The sequence below is a fragment of the Komagataeibacter sp. NFXK3 genome (assembly GCF_054182245.1).
Genome location: NZ_JAPIVJ010000008.1, coordinates 87,728 through 109,740, shown reverse-complemented (window position 1 = coordinate 109,740; position 22,013 = coordinate 87,728). Strand labels below are relative to the sequence as shown.

At 59.7% G+C, this 22,013-nt stretch carries 19 protein-coding genes and 1 tRNA gene; 13 read left to right on the top strand and 7 right to left on the bottom strand.

Annotated features, from left to right (window positions below):
• Positions 1-59: 59 nt before the first annotated feature.
• The 3 genes from OQZ28_RS10315 to OQZ28_RS10305 form a co-directional block, all read right to left on the bottom strand.
• Positions 60-2,135 (bottom strand): putative bifunctional diguanylate cyclase/phosphodiesterase, encoded by a 2,076-nt coding sequence (locus OQZ28_RS10315; RefSeq protein ID WP_458136040.1) that lies wholly within the window; start codon positions 2,133-2,135, stop codon positions 60-62.
• Between the two features lie 398 nt (positions 2,136-2,533).
• On the bottom strand, positions 2,534-3,085 hold the full coding sequence (locus OQZ28_RS10310; protein ID WP_458136039.1) for a cytochrome b: 552 nt from the start codon (positions 3,083-3,085) through the stop codon (positions 2,534-2,536).
• 61 nt (positions 3,086-3,146) lie between these two features.
• Positions 3,147-3,515 carry a hypothetical protein gene (locus OQZ28_RS10305; RefSeq protein WP_130730669.1) on the bottom strand — a complete coding sequence of 123 codons (369 nt, stop codon included), beginning with the start codon at positions 3,513-3,515 and terminating at the stop codon, positions 3,147-3,149.
• 246 nt (positions 3,516-3,761) lie between these two features.
• Here OQZ28_RS10305 and OQZ28_RS10300 point away from each other — a divergent pair, with 246 nt between their 5' ends.
• Positions 3,762-4,283 (top strand): hypothetical protein, encoded by a 522-nt coding sequence (locus OQZ28_RS10300; RefSeq protein WP_130730670.1) that lies wholly within the window; start codon positions 3,762-3,764, stop codon positions 4,281-4,283.
• Positions 4,284-4,331: 48 nt separating this feature from the next.
• Here the strand turns inward: OQZ28_RS10300 and OQZ28_RS10295 are convergent, their stop codons facing one another.
• Both OQZ28_RS10295 and OQZ28_RS10290 read right to left on the bottom strand, forming a co-directional pair.
• On the bottom strand, positions 4,332-5,336 hold the full coding sequence (locus OQZ28_RS10295; RefSeq protein WP_130730671.1) for a ferritin-like domain-containing protein: 1,005 nt from the start codon (positions 5,334-5,336) through the stop codon (positions 4,332-4,334).
• Positions 5,337-5,550: 214 nt separating this feature from the next.
• A complete protein-coding gene (locus tag OQZ28_RS10290) occupies positions 5,551-6,225 on the bottom strand; it encodes an ATP-dependent Clp protease proteolytic subunit (RefSeq protein ID WP_130730752.1) in 675 nt (224 codons plus the stop codon).
• A 211-nt stretch (positions 6,226-6,436) separates the two neighbouring features.
• Here OQZ28_RS10290 and OQZ28_RS10285 point away from each other — a divergent pair, with 211 nt between their 5' ends.
• The 12 genes from OQZ28_RS10285 (at position 6,437) to OQZ28_RS10230 (ending at position 18,989) form a co-directional block, all read left to right on the top strand.
• Positions 6,437-7,459, top strand: a complete 1,023-nt coding sequence (locus tag OQZ28_RS10285) for an OmpA family protein (RefSeq protein WP_458136038.1) — start codon at positions 6,437-6,439, stop codon at positions 7,457-7,459.
• An 88-nt stretch (positions 7,460-7,547) separates the two neighbouring features.
• Positions 7,548-8,789, top strand: coding sequence for an LL-diaminopimelate aminotransferase (locus OQZ28_RS10280; protein WP_458136037.1), 1,242 nt, complete (start codon positions 7,548-7,550; stop codon positions 8,787-8,789).
• A 26-nt stretch (positions 8,790-8,815) separates the two neighbouring features.
• Positions 8,816-10,156 carry a homoserine dehydrogenase gene (locus OQZ28_RS10275; RefSeq protein ID WP_458136036.1) on the top strand — a complete coding sequence of 447 codons (1,341 nt, stop codon included), beginning with the start codon at positions 8,816-8,818 and terminating at the stop codon, positions 10,154-10,156.
• Positions 10,157-10,220: 64 nt separating this feature from the next.
• Complete coding sequence (recJ, locus tag OQZ28_RS10270) at positions 10,221-12,071, top strand: single-stranded-DNA-specific exonuclease RecJ (protein WP_458136079.1); 1,851 nt, start codon at positions 10,221-10,223, stop codon at positions 12,069-12,071.
• A gap of 73 nt (positions 12,072-12,144) precedes the next feature.
• Positions 12,145-12,220: transfer RNA gene (locus tag OQZ28_RS10265), tRNA-Glu, on the top strand.
• Between the two features lie 389 nt (positions 12,221-12,609).
• A complete protein-coding gene (locus OQZ28_RS10260; protein WP_458136035.1) occupies positions 12,610-13,614 on the top strand; it encodes a hypothetical protein in 1,005 nt (334 codons plus the stop codon).
• Positions 13,607-14,209, top strand: a complete 603-nt coding sequence (locus OQZ28_RS10255) for a class I SAM-dependent methyltransferase (RefSeq protein WP_458136034.1) — start codon at positions 13,607-13,609, stop codon at positions 14,207-14,209. Before OQZ28_RS10260 ends, OQZ28_RS10255 begins: the two co-directional genes overlap by 8 nt.
• A 247-nt stretch (positions 14,210-14,456) precedes the next feature.
• Positions 14,457-14,786 carry a hypothetical protein gene (locus OQZ28_RS10250; protein WP_130730678.1) on the top strand — a complete coding sequence of 110 codons (330 nt, stop codon included), beginning with the start codon at positions 14,457-14,459 and terminating at the stop codon, positions 14,784-14,786.
• Between the two features lie 87 nt (positions 14,787-14,873).
• Positions 14,874-16,271: an amidohydrolase family protein gene (locus OQZ28_RS10245; RefSeq protein ID WP_458136033.1), complete on the top strand. Its 1,398-nt coding sequence runs from the start codon at positions 14,874-14,876 to the stop codon at positions 16,269-16,271.
• A gap of 14 nt (positions 16,272-16,285) precedes the next feature.
• Complete coding sequence (locus OQZ28_RS10240; protein ID WP_458136032.1) at positions 16,286-16,537, top strand: hypothetical protein; 252 nt, start codon at positions 16,286-16,288, stop codon at positions 16,535-16,537.
• Between the two features lie 212 nt (positions 16,538-16,749).
• The gene (galE, locus tag OQZ28_RS10235; RefSeq protein ID WP_458136031.1) at positions 16,750-17,775 is read left to right on the top strand and encodes a UDP-glucose 4-epimerase GalE; all 1,026 of its coding nucleotides are present in this window, start codon (positions 16,750-16,752) and stop codon (positions 17,773-17,775) included.
• An 86-nt stretch (positions 17,776-17,861) separates the two neighbouring features.
• Positions 17,862-18,989, top strand: a complete 1,128-nt coding sequence (locus tag OQZ28_RS10230; RefSeq protein WP_458136030.1) for a hypothetical protein — start codon at positions 17,862-17,864, stop codon at positions 18,987-18,989.
• A 385-nt stretch (positions 18,990-19,374) separates the two neighbouring features.
• Here the strand turns inward: OQZ28_RS10230 and OQZ28_RS10225 are convergent, their stop codons facing one another.
• The gene (locus OQZ28_RS10225) at positions 19,375-21,030 is read right to left on the bottom strand and encodes a glucosyltransferase domain-containing protein (RefSeq protein ID WP_458136029.1); all 1,656 of its coding nucleotides are present in this window, start codon (positions 21,028-21,030) and stop codon (positions 19,375-19,377) included.
• Positions 21,031-21,158: 128 nt separating this feature from the next.
• The gene (locus OQZ28_RS10220) at positions 21,159-21,989 is read right to left on the bottom strand and encodes an IS5-like element IS1032 family transposase (protein ID WP_035366909.1); all 831 of its coding nucleotides are present in this window, start codon (positions 21,987-21,989) and stop codon (positions 21,159-21,161) included.
• Positions 21,990-22,013: the final 24 nt, after the last annotated feature.

Below are 22,013 nucleotides of genomic sequence, written 5' to 3'. Positions count from 1 at the left end.
GGGGGCATCGTGAGGGTTCATTACATGCTCTTGCTGTTTCATGAGAAAATTCGCGCCTCTCAGGTACAGGGACTGGCTACGGGAGAAGAGACGGCGCGTATGGAACGGGCGGGAGCCCCCGCCCCTGTCATGGCTGCTGCCTGGGCCGACTGCGCGGGGTGGCCGATCAGGTAGCCCTGGCCTTCGTCACACCCTTCGGCGGAGGCGATGCTGAACTGGCCTGTGGTTTCGATTCCCTGTGCCAGAACCGATATGCGCAGCGCGTGACCCATGAGCAGGATGGAGCGCACAAGCTGCGCCGCCACCGGGTCGGTATCGACCTGCTGCATGAGCGAACGATCGATCTTGAGCTTGGTGAAGGGGAACACACGCAGCATGTGCAGCACCGACTGGGCGCCCCCAAACTCATCAAGGGCGAGGCGCACCCCAAGGGCCTGCAGGCTGTTGGCCATGGCCAGCGCACGGTCGGGATTGCGCTGCACGGTTTCTTCCGTGATCTCGATGACAAGTCGGTCAGGCGCCAGCCCGCTACTGGCAAGGTTTTCCTGCACGGCCACGACAAAGCGCGGCTGGAGGAACTGGGCGGCGGACATGTTGACCGCGATGCGGATGTTTTCATCCCACCCTGCCGCGGCCTTGCAGGCTGTCTGCAACACCCATTCGCCGAGCTTGATGATCAGGCCGCTCTCATCGGCAAGCTGCAGGATCTCGCGGGGGGCTATGGCGCCACGCTCGGGGTGCTCCCAGCGCAGCAGCGCCTCGTAACCCGAGATCTCGCCCGTGGCCACCACGGTCTGCACCTGGTAGAACAGCGAAAGCGCCCCGTTGGCCATGGCGGTCTTCAGGTCCTCGCCCAGCGCACGGCGTTCGCGCATGTTCTGGTCGAGCGTGCTTTCATAATACCAGATGGTGTGGTGCGGGTCGGTTTTGGCGCGATACATGGCCATGTCCGCGCGCGAGATCAGGGTCTCGCTGTCGGTCGCATCCACGGGGTAGACCGCAACGCCAATGCTGCCGCCACTGGTCACCACGTAATCCTCGATGGGGATCGGCTGGTTGAGCGCCTGCTGGATCCGCTCGACAAAACCGTGCAGCTCGGCGCTGTCGGACGTGCGGTGGATGGCAATGAACTCGTCACCGCCAAGGCGGGCCACGAACTCGCCATCCGCAAGCAGGGCACTGAAGCGCTCGGCCAGCGTGGTCAGCACGATATCGCCTGCGGCATGGCCACGGGTATCGTTGATTTCCTTGAACTTGTTCAGGTCGATGCCAATGACGGCAAACTGCTCGCCATCGCGGTTGGCCCGGCTGACCTCGTTTTGCAGCCGCTCGTTGAAGCTGATGCGGTTGGGCAGGCCGGTCAGGCCGTCCGACATGGCCATGCGATGCAGTTCCTCATAGGATTCCTGCCGCACGCTGCCATCAATGACGAACGAGGCGATACCGGCAATGAGCATGAGCATCGTGCCCCCGATAACCGAGAGCCCCAGCACCAGGAACTGCCCGTTATCATGCGCGGCCAGCATGTGCTGCGGCATGGCCACCACATGCATGGCCTCCATGCCGGTAAAATGCAGCCCGGCAACCGCGCCCACCAGAGCCAGCGTCGTCTCGACCTCGCGGCGCGGATTGACCGGCCGCAACGCCAGCAGCAGGGCGGTGGCGGACAGGGCAATGCCGATTGCGATCGACACCGCCACAAGCAGGCCGCTCCACGCCACGGGTGCTTCGAGCCGGTAGGCAGCCATGCCGATATAGTGCATGCCAGCGATGCCTAGCCCGAGCACGACACCACCCAGCATGCAGCCACCGCGCCCATACAGGCGCACGGCCAGCATCATGGCAAGCGGCATGGCGCCCAGCACGACCAGCAGCGAAAGCCCCGTGCGCAGCGGGTCCAGATGCACCTGGGCATTGCAGTGATAGGCCAGCATGGCGGCAAAATGCGTGCACCACACGAAACTCGCCCCGGCCATGCTGGCAAGGCAGTACCAGCCCAGCCGCTGGCGGCCGTGGGTCTGCGCTACCCGCGTTACCAGCCGCATTGTAATCCACGCGCCTGTTACGCAAACGATCAGCGCACCAGCGAGCAGGAAGGGATCATACACCCTCAGTTCATAGATATGATTGCTCATGACTTCCATTTTTGAGCGCCGATACCATGCGTTTACGAAAACAGGTTCCAACAAACACCTGGCTCCACACGGAGCATTGTGGAAACCTTCTGGCATCAACCGCTTGCAATAAGGGCATCCAACGGGAAATCAGCCATTTGTTTTTATATTTGCTGAGATTAATCAGATATTAGTAAACATTCATTGATAATGCAACAAAAAATTATCCTAAGGAAATTTAATGAATACCTTGGAGCATCCACAGCTCTGACAGTTAAAGATATTTCATATTTTAAAATCGTAACAGACGAATTCCAGAATAAGAAAATATAGGCTTATATTCCTATTTTTTTATTTGCAGAGAGGTAATCTCTACCATTACCGGACATCATCAGGACAAACATCCTTGCCCATGTCCGTCAGGGTAACATCCGCTGAAAAATTCGGTCACGATAAACGAACAGGTGGTAAAACCCTGCAAAGCCATGAAAGAGCGCCACGCAAAACAGTAACCATGCATTCCAGTGATGTAATCCTGAAAAAAAGGAATGCGTTCCACGCATAAGCATGGGCAGGGGGGAGTTGATCGGCACGCCAAACGCCATGACGGGCCGCCCGGTTGACCAGCGCGCCATGTAGCCAAACACGATCTCGCCACCGAGCAGCATATAGAGCAGGCGATGCACGCTGCGCGCCACGCGATCCTGCATTGTCACGATAGGGAAACGAATGGCCCGGCCGCCGGTCAGGGCCCATACCACGCGGATGATGAACACCGTGGCCAGCACCACGCCAAGCGAGGTATGAGTCGCGACCAGAAAAGGCCGCCATGCCGCCGTGCGGGCCATGAGATGCCAGCCGACCTGCCCCACAATGAACTGCTCGAGCACCAGCACGGCGGTCAGCCAGTGCAGCCACCGTGTCTCCCAGCTGTAATGCGCAGGCGGCGAGGGAAGAGAAGATGCTGTCATCCGGCGGTCTCTAATCAAAATTACCTATAAGTAAGGCCGTGGTTTACACCCCGACCCGCCGTCAGTTGACGCCTGGCAGAATCGCGCTGTCCTCGCCACCAATGTTCATATTGGTGTAGCTGCCATCGGTCATGCCGGGCGCGGCACTGCCGGATGCGGAGCCGGGCATCATCATCGCGCCGCTCATCTGGTCGGATTCCGCATTATCGTTGCGGAACTGCGGCACGCCACCACCGGTGCCGGTCTCGGGCGCGCTATAGGCAGGCGGCATGTCCGCCCCCGCACCATCATCCTGGCCTGCCGCATAGTCGCCCCCGCCTGAAGCGGCACCTGCCGGGTGGCTACGCGCATGGGCCGCACCTGCCGGTGCGCAGGCCAGCAACATGCCAAACGCCGCAACCGCCAGCCCCTTCGTGATATGACCTGCCATGTGGTTACCCTCCCTTTATGGAGCATGGAGCTGTTTCCATGGCCCCCTTTCAAATTGGGGCAATGACCCCATATTACCAATGTTTATCACGCATGCATGAACGGCGGAACATTCGTGCCACGCATGGGGCATGCGCGTACCATGTAGCATGTAACAACCGCAGGGCTGCATGGTTGTCATGAAACGTAACGGGGCGCACAGTCCTTCCCCGTCATCCCCTGGCAACTGCCGCGATGGAGAATGAAAATGACCAGACTCGCCACCCTTCCCCTGTCAGACCTCATCGTGGTGCCTGACCTGCTGGCCGCGCCGCCTGGCACCGTCATGCTCGCCTCGGAAGTTTCGCGCGATGACCAGAAGATCGTCATCCGCAGCCGCCTTGTCGGCCCCGATGGCGCAACGCCGGGCCTGATCCTGATGACGGCGGATGCCCGCGGCTACTTTGCGCCAGATGATGCCTGCACCGCCTTCGTGCGGACGGCCATTGACGTCACTGCCGCCATGCCGCTGCTCCTGACGAAAATCGTGCCCGGCTTCCGCTACAAATACGATGCCGTGGTGCGCGGCGATGTGTGGCAGCTCAAGGATGCGCAGGGCAAGCCTTTCACCGGCCTCGCCATTGGCTCGTCGGATGAGGAGGAAAGCAAGGTCTTCGCCTATGCGCGCATCGAAGGCGGCCGGATTGGCGATATCGTGCCCGGCGAGCGCGTGGCCTATCTGGGGCAGCTTGATTTCGGGGCAGGCCCCGTCGCGCCCACGTTGGGCTGACCCCTTCCCCGCCCGCCTGCAGCGGGCGGGGAAAACCACAAGCGCGGGTCATGCCGCGCCGGGCTGGCTTTCAAGGCTGGCCGAATTGGGCGTGCGCGGCAGGAAGAAGCGGATCATGCGCGCAAGATTGGGCGCAAGCTTCGGCCGCACAAGGCGCGGGTCATAGCCCGAGAAGCGGCGCTCGTTCTCGATCAGGCAGATATCGATCATGTCGCGCAGCTTCACATCGACATCGGCCACTTCCTTGGTGCCGTTGACGGTGAAGTTGTTGTCCTGCTCGTGCTTGTTGCCATCGGCATCAAAGGTGGTGACCATGCCCAGCCGTTCATAGAGCAGGAAGAACCATACGCCGATCACGCGCGCCTCGAACCACGGGCGCTTCCACCACGGCATGGTGGCGCGGTGCCAGGCCAGCCAGTTGGCGAACAAAAGGATGTGGCGGCATTCCTCCTGCATCACCGGCTCGAACGTGTCGATCAGTGCAGGCGGGAAGAAGGCGGATTTCTGGGCAATGGCAAACAGGCCAAACGCGAAGAAGCTGTCCACGCATTCCGAAAACCCGGTGACCATATAGGCCCATTCCACATCGCGCGGCTCGATGTAGGGCGGCTCGGATGCGAGCGGAATGTTGTAGGCCGCCACCATCTTGGACAGCACTTCCTTGTGCCGGTTCTCCTCCCACGCATTGCGTGACAGGGCGTCCTTCATGTCCGGGTCATCGATCAGGCGGGCGTAGGCTGCCATGCGCAGGCGGGCCTTGCCTTCGGTCTGGACCGCGATGTCCCAGATCGGCAGGGAGGTGACGCGCTGCAGCGTCTCGGCATCGAGTTCGGGCCACTCGATGACGGATGGCTTGTAGGGGTTGAAGGTCTCGCGGAACATGTCCGCCACGGCCTTCTTGTGCGCGGCCGAACCCGGCTTGAGCGGGCCGGCAACCGGGCTGGACCAGTGCCGGGCGTTGAAATCGGCCTTCGCCACGGCATCCGGCGTGGCGGCACCCGGGTCGCGGGCTTCAGGCAGGGATGTATAAATGTCGGAAAGTGATTTCGTCATGTCGGCTCGCTGTTCGGAACGGTGTCGCGTGAATACGCCGGCCGATGAGGCGTTCATTCAAACTGCCTGACACCCTCGTTGCCGGTTCCCATATCATAAGTCCATGCAAAGTGCAGAACTGTTATCTGAAATCCGCAGAAGAGGTTTTTTACCCTCTCCTGCGGAACGGAACGCCAGCATTATGGGCGAGCCCGAAACCTTGCCTTGCCCTAGATCAATGCAGGTCCGAGATCTTGTCGATCACGCGCGTCACCAGGCCATAGGCAATCGCTTCGTCAGCGGACATCCAGTAGTTGCGATCGGTGTCCTTGCACACCTTCTCGTAAGGCTGGCCGGTCTCGCGGGCGAACAGGTGGTTGAGCCGCGCGCGCATCTTGACGATCTCGCGGGCCTCGATGTCGATATCGGTTGCAGGCCCGCGCACGCCGCCCATGGGCTGGTGCAGCAGGAAGCGCGTGTTGGGCAGGCAGTAGCGCCGTTCCTTGTTGCCGGCGGCAAAGATGAGCGCGCCAGCGGAGGCGACCCAGCCGGTGCCGATCATGTTCACCGGCGCCATCGAATCGACAAAGCGGATCATGTCGTGAATGGTGTCGCCGCTCTCCACATGGCCGCCGGGCGAGTTGACGTACACATCGATCGGCTTGTCGGATGCACCGGCAAGGGCGAGCAGGCGGCCGGTCACGTCACGGGCGATCTTGTCGTTGATCGGGCCGAACACCAGCACCTTGCGCTGGTCGAACAGGCGGCTTTCAAGCTCGCCAATGGGCGAGGACAGCGTGCGGTTCTTGTCGGGCTCCTCGGTTTCCGGGCCCTGGGGTTCGGGGATATCGGGATCTCTCGGGTCTTCATCATCCATGCGGATGCGGTAGTTCGGCTGCATGCCGTTCATCGGGTTCTCCCTCTTCTCCGGGACTGTCCTGGTCATGCCCTTATCCTGCGCTGCCTTGCGCCCGGTGCCAAGTCCCGACCTTGCAATCGGGTGGAGAGGGCGCCCGCGTCATGACGCAAGTGACGCAACCCCTCTCGCTAAGAGCGGCATAGCAGGCTAGTTTGCCCCGGTCATGTCGTGTGCAGGCCACAAGGGCCATGGGAGCTAGAGATTGGGAAAGCGGGTACCATCGCCAAGTCCCGGAAGATTTTTTTTTCCGCCATCATGCAGCGCGCGTGCCGCACGGCCCGCCATCGTGGCCCTGTGCGCGGCGGCGCTCGCGGGCTGCGTGCACCACCAGGACACGGTCGATACCGTGGCGCAGTGGTACCACCATTACCAGGGTGGCGTGATCAGCCACCAGCGCCCCCCGCCGCCGGGCACCCACCAGCCCTACCCCAAAATCGGGCTTGGCCCGCGCAAGGCGCCTGAACTCCCCTCACCCGACCTGCGCGAGGACATTACCGCCGACCTCGAGGCCCAGCACGAGCTCAACGAGCGCCAGGACGCGATCATGGGCACCATGCCCAGCATAGCGGATATTCCGCCCATTCCCTCGCGCACGCAGTTCGGCACGCAGTCCGCCTCGCTCAAGGCGGCGGACAGCCCCGACACGCCTGCCACCAGCGGCACTGGTACTGGCACCACGCCTACGGCCACCGAGGCGCCGGACAGCACCACCCCCCAGACCGGCCCGGACGGCCGCCCGCTTTATGGCAGCAACGGCCAGCTGCTCATGCCCGAGGTCTCGACAATGGTGAGCGAACACCCCGAGGCCATTCCCGCCAACCTGCCCCCCATAGCCCAGGAAGCGCCCGCCCTGCCCCAGGTTGGCGGCATCAGCCTGCCTGACAACGCGGCGCGTGACGGGCTGGACCTGCCAAGCTACCACCTTGCCAGCGCCGATGACGGACCAACGGTGCACTTCCTCCCCGGATCGGACCACATTGCCGATGGCGAGGATGAGGTGGTGGACAACGCCGTGAAGGAACGCGGCGACAATTTCGTAATCGTGAACGGCTACGGCAACGCCACCAGCGCCACGGCGGAAGGGCAGACCGCCGCCCTCAACCTGGCCATCCTGCGCACCCGCACCATCACCACCATGCTCGTGGCGCGCGGCGTGCCTGCCAGCCACATCGTGGTGCGCGCCCATGCCTTTGGCAATGGTGCAAGAATTGCCGTGCTGCGCTAGAGTGCCATCCGCAGGCCCGGTACGCGGGCCTGCATGAGCTGATTCGCAACCCGGCGCGCCTTCCCGCGTGCCCGTAACAGAGCGTCCCATGACCGAAGAATTCCATCGTATCCGCCGCCTGCCGCCCTATGTCTTCGCTGAAGTCAACAAGGCCAAGGCCGCCGCCCGAGCGCGGGGGGAGGATATTATCGATCTCGGCATGGGCAATCCCGACACGCCCACGCCGCCGCATATCGTGCAGAAGCTGGTCGAAACCGTGTCGGACCCGCGCGCGCACCGCTATTCGGTCAGCCGGGGCATTCCCGGCCTGCGCCGGGCGCTGGCTGGGTATTACGAGCGCCGCTTCAACGTGAAGCTCGACCCCGAGACCGAGGTGATCGCAACCCTTGGCTCAAAGGAAGGGCTGGCCAACCTCGCCTCCGCCATCACCAGCCCGGGCGACACCATCCTGGTGCCCAACCCGTCCTACCCCATCCACCAGTTCGGCTTCATCATCGCGGGCGCCTCCGTGCGCTCGATTCCGGCCACGCCGGATGATGAAATGCTCGAGGCCCTCGACCGCGCGGTGCGCCATTCGGTGCCCAAGCCCACGGCGCTGATCGTCAATTTTCCGTCAAACCCGACCGCGTACCTGGCTGATCTCGATTTCTACCGCAAGCTCGTGGCATTCGCCTGCAAGCACGAGATCTGGATCCTGTCCGACCTGGCCTATGCCGAGATCTATTTTGGCGACAACGTGCCCCCCTCGATCCTTGAAGTGCCGGGAGCGAAGGATATCGCGGTCGAGTTCACCTCGCTGTCCAAGACCTATTCCATGGCGGGCTGGCGCATGGGCTTTGCCGCGGGCAACCCCAAGCTGATCTCGGCGCTGACGCGCATCAAGTCCTACCTTGATTACGGCGCGTTCACCCCCATCCAGGTGGCGGCGGTGGCGGCCCTGAGCGGCCCGCAGGACTGTGTTGCCGAAATCCGCGACATCTACCGCAAGCGCCGCGACGTGCTGATCCAGGGCCTGCACGCGGCAGGGTGGGACGTACCCTCGCCCGAGGGCTCGATGTTCGCCTGGGCGCCAATTCCCGAGCGGTTCCGCGAACTCGGCAGCGTCGGCTTCTCCAAGCTGCTGCTCAGGGAGGCAGGCGTTGCCGTGGCGCCGGGCCTTGGCTTTGGCGAGCATGGCGAAGGCTTTGTGCGCATCGGCCTGGTGGAAAACACCCAACGCCTGCGGCAGGCCTGCCGCTCCATCCGCCATTTCATGACGGAACATGGCGGCCTTGCCCCCACCAGCCAGCAGGCCACCCCCCTGCCGGATGAACAGCCCGCCCATTCATGACTGACCCTTCGCTTGACGGAAAACAGATGACTTCTACCCCTTGTTGCACGCCCGCCCCCAAACCGCCCCTGCGCATCGGCATTGCAGGGCTGGGCACGGTTGGCGCCGGCGTTGTCAAGCTGCTGCGCGAGAATGCGGCCCTGATCCGCGCCCGCGCGGGGCGCGAACTGGTGGTGACCGCCGTGAGCGCGCGCGACCGCACGCGTGACCGCGGGGTCGACCTGTCGGGTATTGCATGGTGCGACACGCCCGAGGAACTGGCCACCCACCCGGACGTGGACGTGGTGGCCGAACTGATTGGCGGCGCCGAGGGCGCTGCCCGCCTGACCGTGACCCGCGCACTGGAAAACCGCAGGCCGGTAGTGACCGCCAACAAGGCGCTGATCGCCATCCACGGCGCGGAACTGGCCTGCACGGCACAGGCGGCGGGCGTGCCGCTGATGTTCGAGGCGGCGGTGGCCGGTGGCATTCCCGCCATCAAGACCGTGCGCGAGGGGCTGGCGGCGGACCGCATCCTTAAAATCGGCGGCATCCTCAACGGCACGTGCAACTACATCCTGAGCGTGATGCACGAGACCGGCCGCGACTTTGCCGAGATCCTGGCCGATGCCCAGAAGCTGGGCTACGCCGAGGCCGATCCCTCCACCGATGTCGATGGCATCGACACCGCCCACAAGCTGGCCATCCTGGCGGGGCTGGCCTTCGGGCGGCCGGTGGTGTTCGCCTCCGTCTTCATCGAGGGCATCCGCCGCATTGGCGCGCTTGACCTGCAGTTCGCGCGCAAGATGGGCTACCGCATCAAGCTGCTGGGCCTTGCCCGCCAGCATGAAAACGGCATCGAGGCCCGCGTGCATCCGTGCCTCGTGCCGCAGGATGCTCCGATCGCGCAGGTCAATGGCGTATTCAACGCCGTGGTGGCGGAAGGCGCGTTTGTCGGCCGCCTCATGCTTGAGGGCCGGGGCGCAGGCGAAGGGCCAACGGCCACCGCCGTATGCGCCGACCTGATCGACATCGCGCGCGGGGCCGCCATTCCCGTATGGGGCTGCGATGCCGACAGCCTGACGCAGGCCGTGGCCCTGCCCGCCAAATCGTTCGTGGGCGAATACTACCTGCGCCTGAACGTGGAAGACCGCCCCGGCGTGATTGCGGACATTACCGCCGTGCTGCGTGACAATGGCGTCTCGCTGCGCAGCATGCTCCAGCATGCCGATGCGCATGAAACCCGCCCCGACGGCACCCATGCCGTGCCGCTGGTGCTGCTGACCCACAAGACCGACGAGGCAGCCATGCAGCACGCCCTGCATCACATTGCCGAACTGACCGCCGTGCTGGACGAGCCTGCCCTGATCCGCATCGACGCGGGCTAGGAACGGCGCGGGTGGGCGCCCGTCCATCCGCGCCCCGTCGCTGCCCCGGCCCCCGCACAAGGACCTGCCCGTGCCCGTTACCGACCTGACATCGCCCGCCCCTGCCACGCAACTGGCAAAAAACGGGGCAACGCCCGCCGTGCTGGGGGTCACCCGCAGCGTGACAGGGCGGCGATGGACATGGCGCGCGGGCAGCCAGGCCAGCCATGCCGACCGCATGGGCATGGCCATTGCCCAGCAGACCGGCCTGCCCGAGATCGTGGGCCGGATGCTGGCGCTGCGCCATATCAGCCCCGAACAGGTGGCGGACTACCTCAGGCCCGCCATGGGCCAGATGCTGCCCGACCCCTTGACGCTGGTGGACATGGACGTGGCCGCCGGGCGGATGGCGCGCGCCATCCGCAATGGCGAAACCGTCGGGCTGTTTGGCGATTACGACGTGGATGGCGCGTGCTCGACCGCACTCCTGACCACATTCCTGCGCACGCAGGGCTGCACGGTGCTCACCCACATCCCCGACCGCATGACGGAGGGCTACGGCCCCAACATCCCTGCCATCGAAGCCATGCAGGAGCAGGGTGCGAGCCTGATCATCTGCCTCGACTGCGGCACGGCGGCAGTCGATGTGCTCGAGCATGTCAGCCAGCGCTGCGATGTGATCGTGCTCGACCACCACCAGGTGCAGGGCGCGCTGCCCCGCGTGCTGGCCACGGTCAACCCCAACCGGCCCGACTGCCCCTCCGGCCTGCGCAACATCTGCGCCGCAGCGGTGACCTTCCTGGCCGCAGGGGCCACCACGCGCCTGCTCCGCAGCGAAGGGTGGTTTGGCACCCATCCCGACCCGCAGCTCAAGCACAGCCTCGACCTGGTGGCGCTGGCCACCGTGTGCGACGTGATGCCGCTGACCGGGCTGAACCGCGCCTTCGTGATTCATGGGCTGAACATCATGGCGCAGCGCGGGCGCACGGGGCTTGCCGCCCTGCTTGAGGCTGCGGGCGCGCGTGACCCGCTCTCCGCCTTTACCTGCGGGTTTGCGCTGGGGCCACGCATCAATGCCGGGGGGCGCATTGCCGATTCCGGGCTGGGGCTGCGCCTGCTGCTGTCAGATGATGCGGCCGAGGCACAGGCGCTGGCCGACAAGCTCAATTCCGTCAACCACAACCGCCAGAGCGTGGAGGCGGGCATTCTGGACCGCGCCATGGAACTTGCCGCCGCCCAGCGCGAACAGGGCCATGCCGTGCTGGTGCTGAGCGGGCGCGACTGGCATCCCGGCGTGGTGGGCATCGTAGCCGGGCGCATAAAGGAAAAATTCAACCGCCCCGTGCTGGTGGGCGCGGAACTTGATGATGGCAGCGTGAAAGGCTCGGCCCGCTCCGTGCCGGGGCAGGATCTGGGGGGCGCCATCATTGCCGCGCGCCAGGCAGGGCTGCTGACATCGGGCGGCGGCCACGCCATGGCGGCGGGCTTTGGCCTGCCCGCCGAAGGGGTTCCCGCACTGCACGACTTTCTTGACCGGTACTTGGCCTCCGCCGCCGACCTGCCCGATGCGGTCGACCTGACCATCGATGCCGTGGTGAACGTAGCCGCAGCCGACGTGGCGCTTGCAACCGACATGGACCGCCTCGCCCCCTTTGGCGCGGGCAATGACGAGCCGCTCATCGCCCTGCCCCGCGTGCGCGTGGCCTATGCCGAGCGGATCGGGCGCGAGGGCAACACCCTGCGCCTGACACTCCAGGGTGAAGGCCGGGGCCCACGGCTCAAGGCGCTGGTATTCCGCGCCAATGAAAGCCCGATCGCCCCGGTGCTGGAAGATCGCGACGCGCCCCCGCTACACCTTGCAGGCTGGCTGCGGGCCGAGAGCTGGAACGGGCGGACATCGGCCACGTTCTTCATCCGCGACGTGGCGATCGCTTAATAATTTCAGTCTTTTTTGCATCAGGGGGGTTGACCCGCACCCCGTGGCGGGATAGTTACCGCTCACGCCTTTAGTCCCGTTCGTCTAGAGGCCTAGGACACCGCCCTTTCACGGCGGCAACACGGGTTCGAATCCCGTACGGGACGCCAGCTACTTTACCGCAGTTTACTGCAGGTCTTGGCTGATTACAGGCACTTTCCTGATTTCCAGTTTGTTGGACTCTGAGCCAATTCTGAACCGGACGGATTTCCGTCAGGCAGGAATGGCGCGGTGATATCAGGGTTTCGCATGCGCGAATCACAGAAAACAAATATTGATCCCGCCACGGGCAGGCCGCTGCCCAAGGGTGTGTGGCATCGCGGCCCATCGCCATGATGCCAGATGGCGTAACCAGACACACTCAGGACCGCATCAGAACAATCAGGATGATGACCGTCACCTTGCGTGGCGGTTACTGGCCGGGCAAAACTGGCCCAATGCGCTGGCCACATCATCACCCCTGCACTGTCCGGCCTTCTTCCCTGTCTGGTTGCGCAGCATGACCCCTTTTCTATCCGATCGCCCGAAACCGGATACATCATGGCGTGCGGTCGTGCTGTTCGGGCGCAATGTCGCGTCCTATAAATTCGCGCTCGCGCAAAGCCTGCTGGAAATGGCGGAGCGGCCTACGACCAGAGTCCTGCTGAGCGATCTGGCGGAACCGTTTTCGCGGCATCTGTGCCAGCATCTGGCTCGTGTGGACCGGCAGGGCACATCGCGATCCAGTCGGTTTCTGGATACCTGCCGCGCATTCAACCGCGACGAAATTACCGCAACGCAACTGCGCGATGCCACGATCAAGCTGGGGTTTGTCAACGTGATCGATGCCTTCCACATGGTCGGCAAGGGTCCAGTGCCGCACCGCTTTTTCATGGATGAACGCACAATCGGCGGGCCGCCTGCCATCCGCCTGACGGATGAACTCTATAAATTGCGCGAACGGTTCCGGGCCAATGATCTGGCGGAAGAGACGGAAGCCCGGTGGCGACTGGTGGAAGGCGCATGGCAGTACGACCTGCCGCGCGCCAATGTGGCCGTGCAACTGGACAGCGAAACGCAGGAACTGTTTGTACAGAAAGTGCGGCGGGTCTCGCTCAGCCGCGTCCGTCCATCGCTGAATGGCTACCAGAAAGGCCACTGTTTCTATTGCGGGTGCGACATGCCACTGGCGACAGCGGACGTGGACCATTTCTTTCCGTGGATGCTGCGGGAACGCGGCCTGATGCCGGATGCTGACGGGATATGGAATCTTGTCCTGGCCTGCCGGGGCTGCAACCGGGGCGAAGGCGGCAAGTTTGCCAGCGTGCCATCCGACAGGCTTGTCGCGCGGCTGCACGCCCGCAATTCATGGCTGGTGGAAAGCCATCACCCGCTGCGTGAAACCATCCTGCTGCAGACAGGCCAGAGCGAGGAGGCCCGGCGCAGCTTCCTGCGCTCCCGGCAACAGATCGCCCATGACGCCCTGATCCATACATGGGAACCAGCCGAGGAACATCATGACTGAGGTTCCCGATACGCTGGCATGGTATGATCGAAACGCCAGCAGTTTTGAAGCGCGTACCGCCAGCGTGGACATCAAGGCGATCCATGGGCTTTTCCTGCCCGACATTCCCCCCGGCGGACATATTCTGGACGCCGGCTGCGGAGTGGGGCGCGATGCGCTGGCCTTTGCCCATGCCGGGCATCGCGTTACCGCCATGGATGGCAGCGCCGCCATGGTCAGGCTGGCACGTAAAAGAACAGCGGGGCATCCGGTTTCGGTGCATCACATGACGTTTGCGGAACTGGACTGGACCAACCGGTTCGATGGTTTCTGGGCCTGTGCCGCTCTCCTGCATCTGCCCCCGACAGAACTCGAAACGGCTCTGACAAGACTGGCACAGGCGTTGAAACCCTCAGGGACGGGTTATGCCTCGTTCAAGGCAGGAACAGGTAGAAGGGTTGAAAACGGTCGTTATTTTTTTGATATGACCGAAGAGAAACTACAAAATACAATCAGGAACACCCCATTGAGGCTACGGCTCTGTTCCATCACGACAGACCAGGCGGGAGATCGGCCATCAGTAACGTGGCTGAATGCGATTTTTGACCTGAAGTGAAGGCAGGCCGTGTTCATGCCCGCCCGCTTTCATGAACTCTTCCCGTTCCAGACATGAACAGCCTCGTATTGCGTGCATGATGGCTGGCGGATGGCTGGTTTGCGGCCGGCAAGCGGCATTCGGAAACTTCTGTTTTCCATCGCGTTTCACACCCCGCCCGCATGGCTGGCAGGCCCTGCATCACCTTTCCACCATCATGGTGAAGTATGGCATACTCTGTCCTGCTACCGAGGGAGGTAACAGGCTTATGGAACCGTGGAATTCATTCACGCTGTTTGGAAAATCCGGCACGCTCTACCAGTTTCATCGCGTGCCCTCGCCCCTGCCGGACCAGGCGGGCGTGTTTCTGCTCACCACCGTCATGGGGTCAACGGCCAAGGGTGGGTCGTGGCAGTTTGTCGAACCCGAAATCGGCACGGTCACATCCCTTTCGCGCCAGTGGGAGAGCGTGGTCAAACCCGCGCGCGAGGCGAAAGCGGAAAGCGATGACGTTCTTGTCTGCTTTCCTGAAAGTGGCGACGTGCAGGATGCCTTTGCCGACCTGATCGAAGGGGGTGCTACGCGCCTGCCCGGCTGAACCGCCTGACCGGCACGGACGTGAATGGACGCAGGCGCACCCGATGGTCAACACTGCATCATTGCCCGTGCCTGATGGAGGTTCTGCATGCCCCGAATCCGCCCTGCCCTGATGGCCGCCCTGGCCAGCCTGCCCGCCCTGTGCGGCACCGCCCATGCTCAGGCGGCAAGACCCGTGCTGCTGCGCCATGCCACCGTCATTGACGGCACGGGCCAGCCTGCGCAGGCCGATACGGATATCCTGATCGAAAACGGGCAGATCGCCGCCACGGGGCATGGACTGCAGCCACCCGCCCATGCCCGCACGCTTGACCTGTCGGGCGCAAGCGTGCTGCCGGGGCTGATTTCGGACCACAGCCATGTGGGCCAGGTCAGCGGCACCCATAACGGGGCGGAAAACTATACCCGCGCCAATATCCTCTCCGAACTCGCGCAGTATGAACGGTACGGTGTGACGACGGTGGTCGCACTCGGGCTGAACCGCTCGCCGCTGTTCGATGACCTGCGCCGCGAACAGCATGCGGGCCTCAACCCCGGTGCCGACCTGTTTGGCGTGGATCAGGGCATTGGGGCCCCCGATGGCGTGCCGCCTGAAAACATGTTCCATCTTGGCCCCGACCAGGTCTTTCGCCCCACCACGCCTGCCGAGACGCGTGCCGCCGTCAACCGCATGGTTGATGAAGGCACGGACCTGATCAAGCTGTGGGTGGATGATTTCCGCAACGGCGTGCCCGGTGCGCGCCCCCTGCCCAAGATGCGGCCTGCGATCTACCGCGCCGCCATTGCGCAGGCCCATGCGCGGGGCAAGCGGGTTGCGGCCCATATTCATGACCTGGCCGATGCCCGCGCGCTGGTGGCGGCGGGCGTGGACATTCTGGCCCATGGCGTGCGCGACCGGCCCATAGACCCGGCACTGATCAACGCCATGCACGCGCAGGGCACGGGCTATATCGCCACGCTCTCGCTTGACGAGGCCGGTTACATCTTTGCCGAGCACCCGGAATGGCTGGATGATCCCTTCCTGTCCTTCGGCCTCTCGCCCGCGCTGCGCCAGCAATTTGCCGACCCCGCCTGGCGGGCCAGAACGCTGGCCGCCCCGCTGAGTGCCGCCGCCCACCGGGCGCTGGCCATGAACATGCAGAACCTGATGGCGGTGTACCGCGCGGGCATTGCCACAGGCTTCGGCACGGATTCAGGGGCCACGCCGGTACGCATTCCCGGCTTTGCGGAACATCGGGAAGTGCGCCTGTCCATCATGGCGGGGCTGACGCCGCTCCAGGCCATTACGCTGGCCACGGGCGATGCCGCACACCTCATGCACCTGACCGACCGGGGCACCATAGCCCCCGGCCAGTGGGCCGACCTGCTGGTGGTGCAGGGCAACCCCACGGTGGAGCCTGCCGCGCTGGACCGGATCCGGCAGGTCTGGCATCGTGGCCAGCCAGTTACAGGCCCACTGCCCGGCCAGCCCCTTCCCCCCAAATGACAGGACCCCGCTTCATGCCCGCACGCAAGACCGCCCTGCGCCTGAGCCTGCTCCTGTCGCTGCTGGGGGCCCTGGGCGCCTGCGCGGGGCCTCAGGGCCCCCAGCTTTCCGGCCCGGATGGCCCGATGATTGCGAATAATGACTGGAATGAACATGATTACGGCATGGGATATTATTCCGGCCCGTATAATGATGGCTTCGAGGCTGAAGGGCTGGACGGGGGACCGCCTGACTACATGGGAGATGCATTCTTTGGTGGCCCTTAAACATAATAAAGGCTTCCAGCTTCCGCCTTTTTTTAAAAAAGCAGTACTCTTCAAAACTTTCTTAAAAATCCAAGGCTGACATAAGGCGAGGAATTCAGGGGAGAGCCCCAGACGGGAAATCAGTTCCTCAATATTTTTTTGCCTTTACAGCATATCACTGCAATGATATTGGACATAAAGTAACATAACGATACATTTTTCCTAAGGTTTATATGCGGTTTTTTGTAACAGGGGGAGCTGGCTATATCGGGAGTCATATTGTCCTGCTACTGCTGGACTTGGGACATGACGTTGTAGTACTCGACAATCTCAGTAACGGACACAGGCAGGCCGTGCCTGCGGCCGCAACGTTTATTTTGGGCGATGTTTCCGACGTAAGCCTGGTCGATGACGTGCTGAGTGATGGCCCCTGGGATGCCATTATGCATTTTGCCGCAAAGTCTATCGTTGCGGAAAGCATGATTGAACCTTTTTCCTACCTGCAACAGAATTTCTCGGACAGTCTCTCTCTTATCGATCTGGCAGTCCGCCATAAAGTGCCCGCTTTCATTTTCTCTTCAACAGCGGCACTCTTCGATAACAAAGACGGTTCAATTATTACCGAAGATTATCCTATCATGCCCTGCTCTCCCTACGGGGAAAGCAAATTCATGACCGAGCGCGCCCTTTACTGGGGAGAGCGCGTGCATGGGCTGCGTAGCGCCTGCCTGCGTTATTTTAATGCTGCGGGAGCCGACCCAAAAGGCCGCGCGGGAGAAGATCATCGCCCGGAAACGCATCTCATTCCCCTGGCCATAGAAGTCGCGCTGGGCAAACGGCCCTATCTGGAACTTTTTGGCAATGATTACGATACACCTGACGGGAGCTGTATTCGTGATTATGTGCACGTAACCGACCTTGCACAAGCCCATCTTGCCGCCCTGGGCACGATTGGCCAGGAAAGTATGGTCTATAATATCGGGAATGGGAAAGGATATTCCAATCTCGAGGTCGTCCAGAGCGTCGAACGCGTTTCCGGGCGGCGGTTAGACTGGCGCTGGGCCCCCCGTCGGGAAGGTGACCCTGCTATTCTGGTCGCCAGTTCGGATCTTCTTCGCAAAAAAACGGGATGGAAAAGCGAATTCCACGATCTCGATACCATTGTTGAAACTGCATTTGACTGGTTCGAGAAGCATCCCAATGGTTATGATTCATTCCCTTTTCATAATCCCCACAGCCGTTCTTTTGCTCTCTCGTAAGAGGTTACGTCACACTTACATTTGTTGATATAACGCTATGAGATTCATGATTTCTGTATAATAAGAAGTAAAAAGATGAGGGAATTATGGATTGTAATAAATTAAAAAGCAACATAGAGAGCAATAATTTATACTTCTTTGTTTTTATTTGTGCTTTATGCTGCCTTAACTTTGGGCTACTGGTTTTACTGGCGCATCACCGTTCGATAACAGATGCAACCTGTCAATGGGACTGCTTCTGGTATACGGATATCGTTAAAAATGGCTATGCCACGCAGCCATTTTGGTACGATCAAAGTCGACTTGCCGAGGGCAACTGGGCCTTTTTCCCGCTTTATCCTGCCATTGCCTATGCCTTTCATAGTGCTTTAAGCATCCCCCCTCTGGCAGCAGAATTGCTAGTCAATGTAATACTATGGCCAATACTGATATATCTGTGCCATATGCACCTGCGTGATCGATCCATCACGCTAGATAGAATAAAATTTGCCATATTTTTTGTTATTTTCCCCTTTAATTTGTGGTACACGTCCGAATATTCAGAAGGCGTATATGGCACGCTGCTGATATTGATACTGATACTCCTGCAAAAAAATTATCTTAAATGGGCTGCTTTTTTCTGTTTCCTTATTGGCCTATCCAGGCCGACAGGATTTATATCGGTTGCCTTTATAGCAGCATGGCTGTTTTTCATTAAAACTTACGTAAAAAACCAATCCCTATCCTGGAAAAACGTATTCATCCGTCTACAGGAAAGTACCCTGCTGGTTTCAGCGGCGGGTGCCGGTCTTTCACTCTATGTCCTGTATCTTTTTCATCTTACGGGAGATGGGTTTGCATTCTCTCATGTAGAGGTTGCCTGGTTCAGAAAATTTGATTGGCTTCCCGTACAGTTTGTGCACGCTCTGAAAGAGAAAAACCAAAGGTCATTTGTTGTTTTTTCTATTTTTGTTATGTACGTTCTTTATAAAATGTACAAAAAGAAGTGGTATTTTGAAGCTTCCTTTATGACTTTTATCGCGTTCATCGCAGCATCGACCGGTTTGCAGTCTATTGAAAGATATGCACTGTCGAACCCTCTGGTGATGGAATTTCTTGCGCTATCAACTCTTTCTCAGCCACCAGGCCGACAGAAAAAAATATTAGCACTTCTGTTGGTTCTACATATCGTTGCAATAAAAATATGGTTCCATGGGAAGATATGGTTCGTTTAAATGAAAAAATATACCTATATATCGATCATACTCTTGGTTTTTGACGTAATTTCCTTCTGGGTGGGTATACACCCTCATGTCACTCCGGAGTACCGACATTACTTTATTGATCATTCGATGAGCCGGGATACATATTTAAAGATCTCCATCCAGAATGACAAAGAACACAATAAATAGTTTGAAAATTTCAGAGGGTGTCCATTGAAAAATGGACACCCTCTGAAACTTTTTGCATCTGTTGGCCTGCCCCAGTGCTGATCACACAGACACACGGCAGAAAAAGGGTAAAGCCGCAATAGAGGGCAATTTTGACATGGCACCCTACCCACCGCACCAGACCATGCCCGGAAGCCGGACATGGGGCATTTCTTCCCCGATAGTGTAGTTACTCGATTGCCCTGCCCCGGAAAACGCTCGTCCGGGTAGAGGGAGCATGCTCATATTTATTGCCGTGTAAGACACAGCTCTTGTCGTAATCGGCGATAAGGAAAGCCCCGATCCGATAAGTGATAAACGGGCCATGCTCGCGGCTTCCATCAATGGCGCAGTTCTGGAGGTCGGTCTCCAGCGCTTCCCACATCCATTTCCCTTCATCGTGCTCACGGGCCGTAGAAGGGAAATTTTTTGGCAAGCCCTGGGCCAACATGATCGAATGCATCATCCATGGAGATGGCAAAAGAGGCTTCTCGGTAGGAAGCACCATGTCCGTCAATACCTGATATTTAAACAGGGTACGCAGGGCCAGTGGAGCGATTGGCTCATTGCCGCGGGTACTCCACCAAAAGGATTCCCCATCCGGTAGATTGGCTTCACGTGCCAACTGAACGGCATCATCAACCATGGCCTGTGCCATCTGATCCCGAAAACGGGACTGGGCCGCAAGGGCATTGGCATAGGCAGCCGACATCGTCATTTCTGACCACAGGCCGAACCCCACAAGCACACATGGGATGTAGGATACATGCCGCCTGAAAGAAGGCGCAGGCCCCAGGAGAAACGTGAAGAAACAGGCGCAAACCGCTCCAAAGCCAGTCATGACCCGCGCAGCATAGACGGGATGGGCAAGCAGCAGCAGGATGCCAGGTATGCACAAGGGCAGGACGGCAAGGCAAAAAATGACAAGGGCGCCAGAAGCTGGCGTCAGATCACCCTTACGAAGCATTCTTATGACACGCAGCACAAGGCTTATGCAGCCCAGCACAAGAATGACCGAGAAAATTATACTCTGCACGCCTTTTATCAAGGCCGGGGCAATCACAAGACTGAAATCTGGTATATTCTTGAAAATCTCGGCAACAGAATGAACAACCTCTTTATGGGCATCTGCATAGTGGTCACCGCCTGGCAGTACACATGTCTCCAGTTTATAAGCAAACAATCCCAATCCTAATATAATAACATTATAAAAAGCTTCTCTCAGAACCTTACTTGCATCTTCTTTTTTTATTAAGGACAACACAACCGTAAGTAAAATTAAAGACAGGTATATATTTATGGCGGACTGATACAGATTAAGGCATGCGATAATTGAAGAAAATTTCCATAAATATATTGATTTACGGTCAAATCTTTTTATGAATAAGTCTATGGAAAACGGCATGATACTACAAAAAACTGCCATCTCCATTATGATGCTGTCAAACCGGTATGAAATATTCTCCATGAAAAATGGATTACATACAATCAAAGACAGGCATATTATGGAAGATACTCTACTATATCCCCATCTGATACTGAATGCCGCAAGTGCCATGGCAATAAATGGCAACCCGAACAGTTGGGGAAGAGGTGCATAATCAACAATCGAGAATCTTCCCATCAACAGGATCAGCAACTGACCCAATGGGCGCCCATCGCGTTCCCAATGTATTCCATACAACGTATGTGGCGTATCATCGGCGTAATATACGCTGGCATGAATGATCGGATAGGAAAATACAAGAAAGACAAAAAAGAATAACAACGAACGTATAGTGAATTCTTTATTCAAAAGGCATGAAGATGCGGCATTGCCTTTCGAGGCCTCGAATGGAAAAATCATAATGTAATCTCAATGCCCTCAGCAAAAAAGTATAATACTTTATAAAATAAATTTTGTATCCTTGAAAATCCCCTCCAAAAAAAATACCGGCAGGCATCAATCATTCCAACCATGCCTCAGAGCCTGAATCAGAAAGCGGTTTGATTGATTTTTCGCAGAACTCTGCGGATATGGGCAATCATCAACCACGCGTGGGATGACGAGATTGTTGCCTCGACATCCTTCGTGAGGCGACGGCAGCGTCCGAGCCATGCAAAGCTGCGCTCCACGATCCAGCGTTTGGGCAGGACGACGAAGCCTTCGGCCCGATCGCTACGCTTGACGATCTCGATCGTCCATCGGCCGAGTTCAGCCAGCGCACCACGCAACTTCTCGCCGGCATACCCGCCGTCACCGATCAGATGGCGAAGCCAGGGAAACAATGAGCGTATTCTGGTCGCTACCAGCGGCGCGCCATCACGATCCTGAATGTCGGCGGGATGCACGACGGCTGCCACGACATGACCCAGCGTATCGGTCGTGATATGCCGCTTGCGGCCCCTGATCTTCTTGCCCGCGTCATAACCGCGTGGACCGCCGTTTTCAGCAGTTTTAACCGACTGGCTGTCAATAATGCCTACCGAAGGCGTGGCGTCTCGCCCGTCCTGCTCACGCGACAGGATCACGAGAATATGGTTTATCGCTTCCCATCGTCCCTCGCGGATCCAACGGTAGAAATAGCCCTGCACGGTCGTGAAGGCGGGAAAATGACGAGGCAATTGTCGCCACTGGCAACCCGTAGTGACGATATAGAGGATCGCCTCCATGACCCGGCGCAAATCCGTACGTCGTGGTCTCCCCAGTCGTTTCTTCTCGGGCATCAAAGGCGCAATCAGCGCCCACTCCGCATCGCGAAGGTCGCTTGCATACTCCAGGTCGTCCCGGCGATACTGCGCGCGGGTGATTTCAGTCCAGGCCATCTTGATCTCATCAGGTTATCGCAA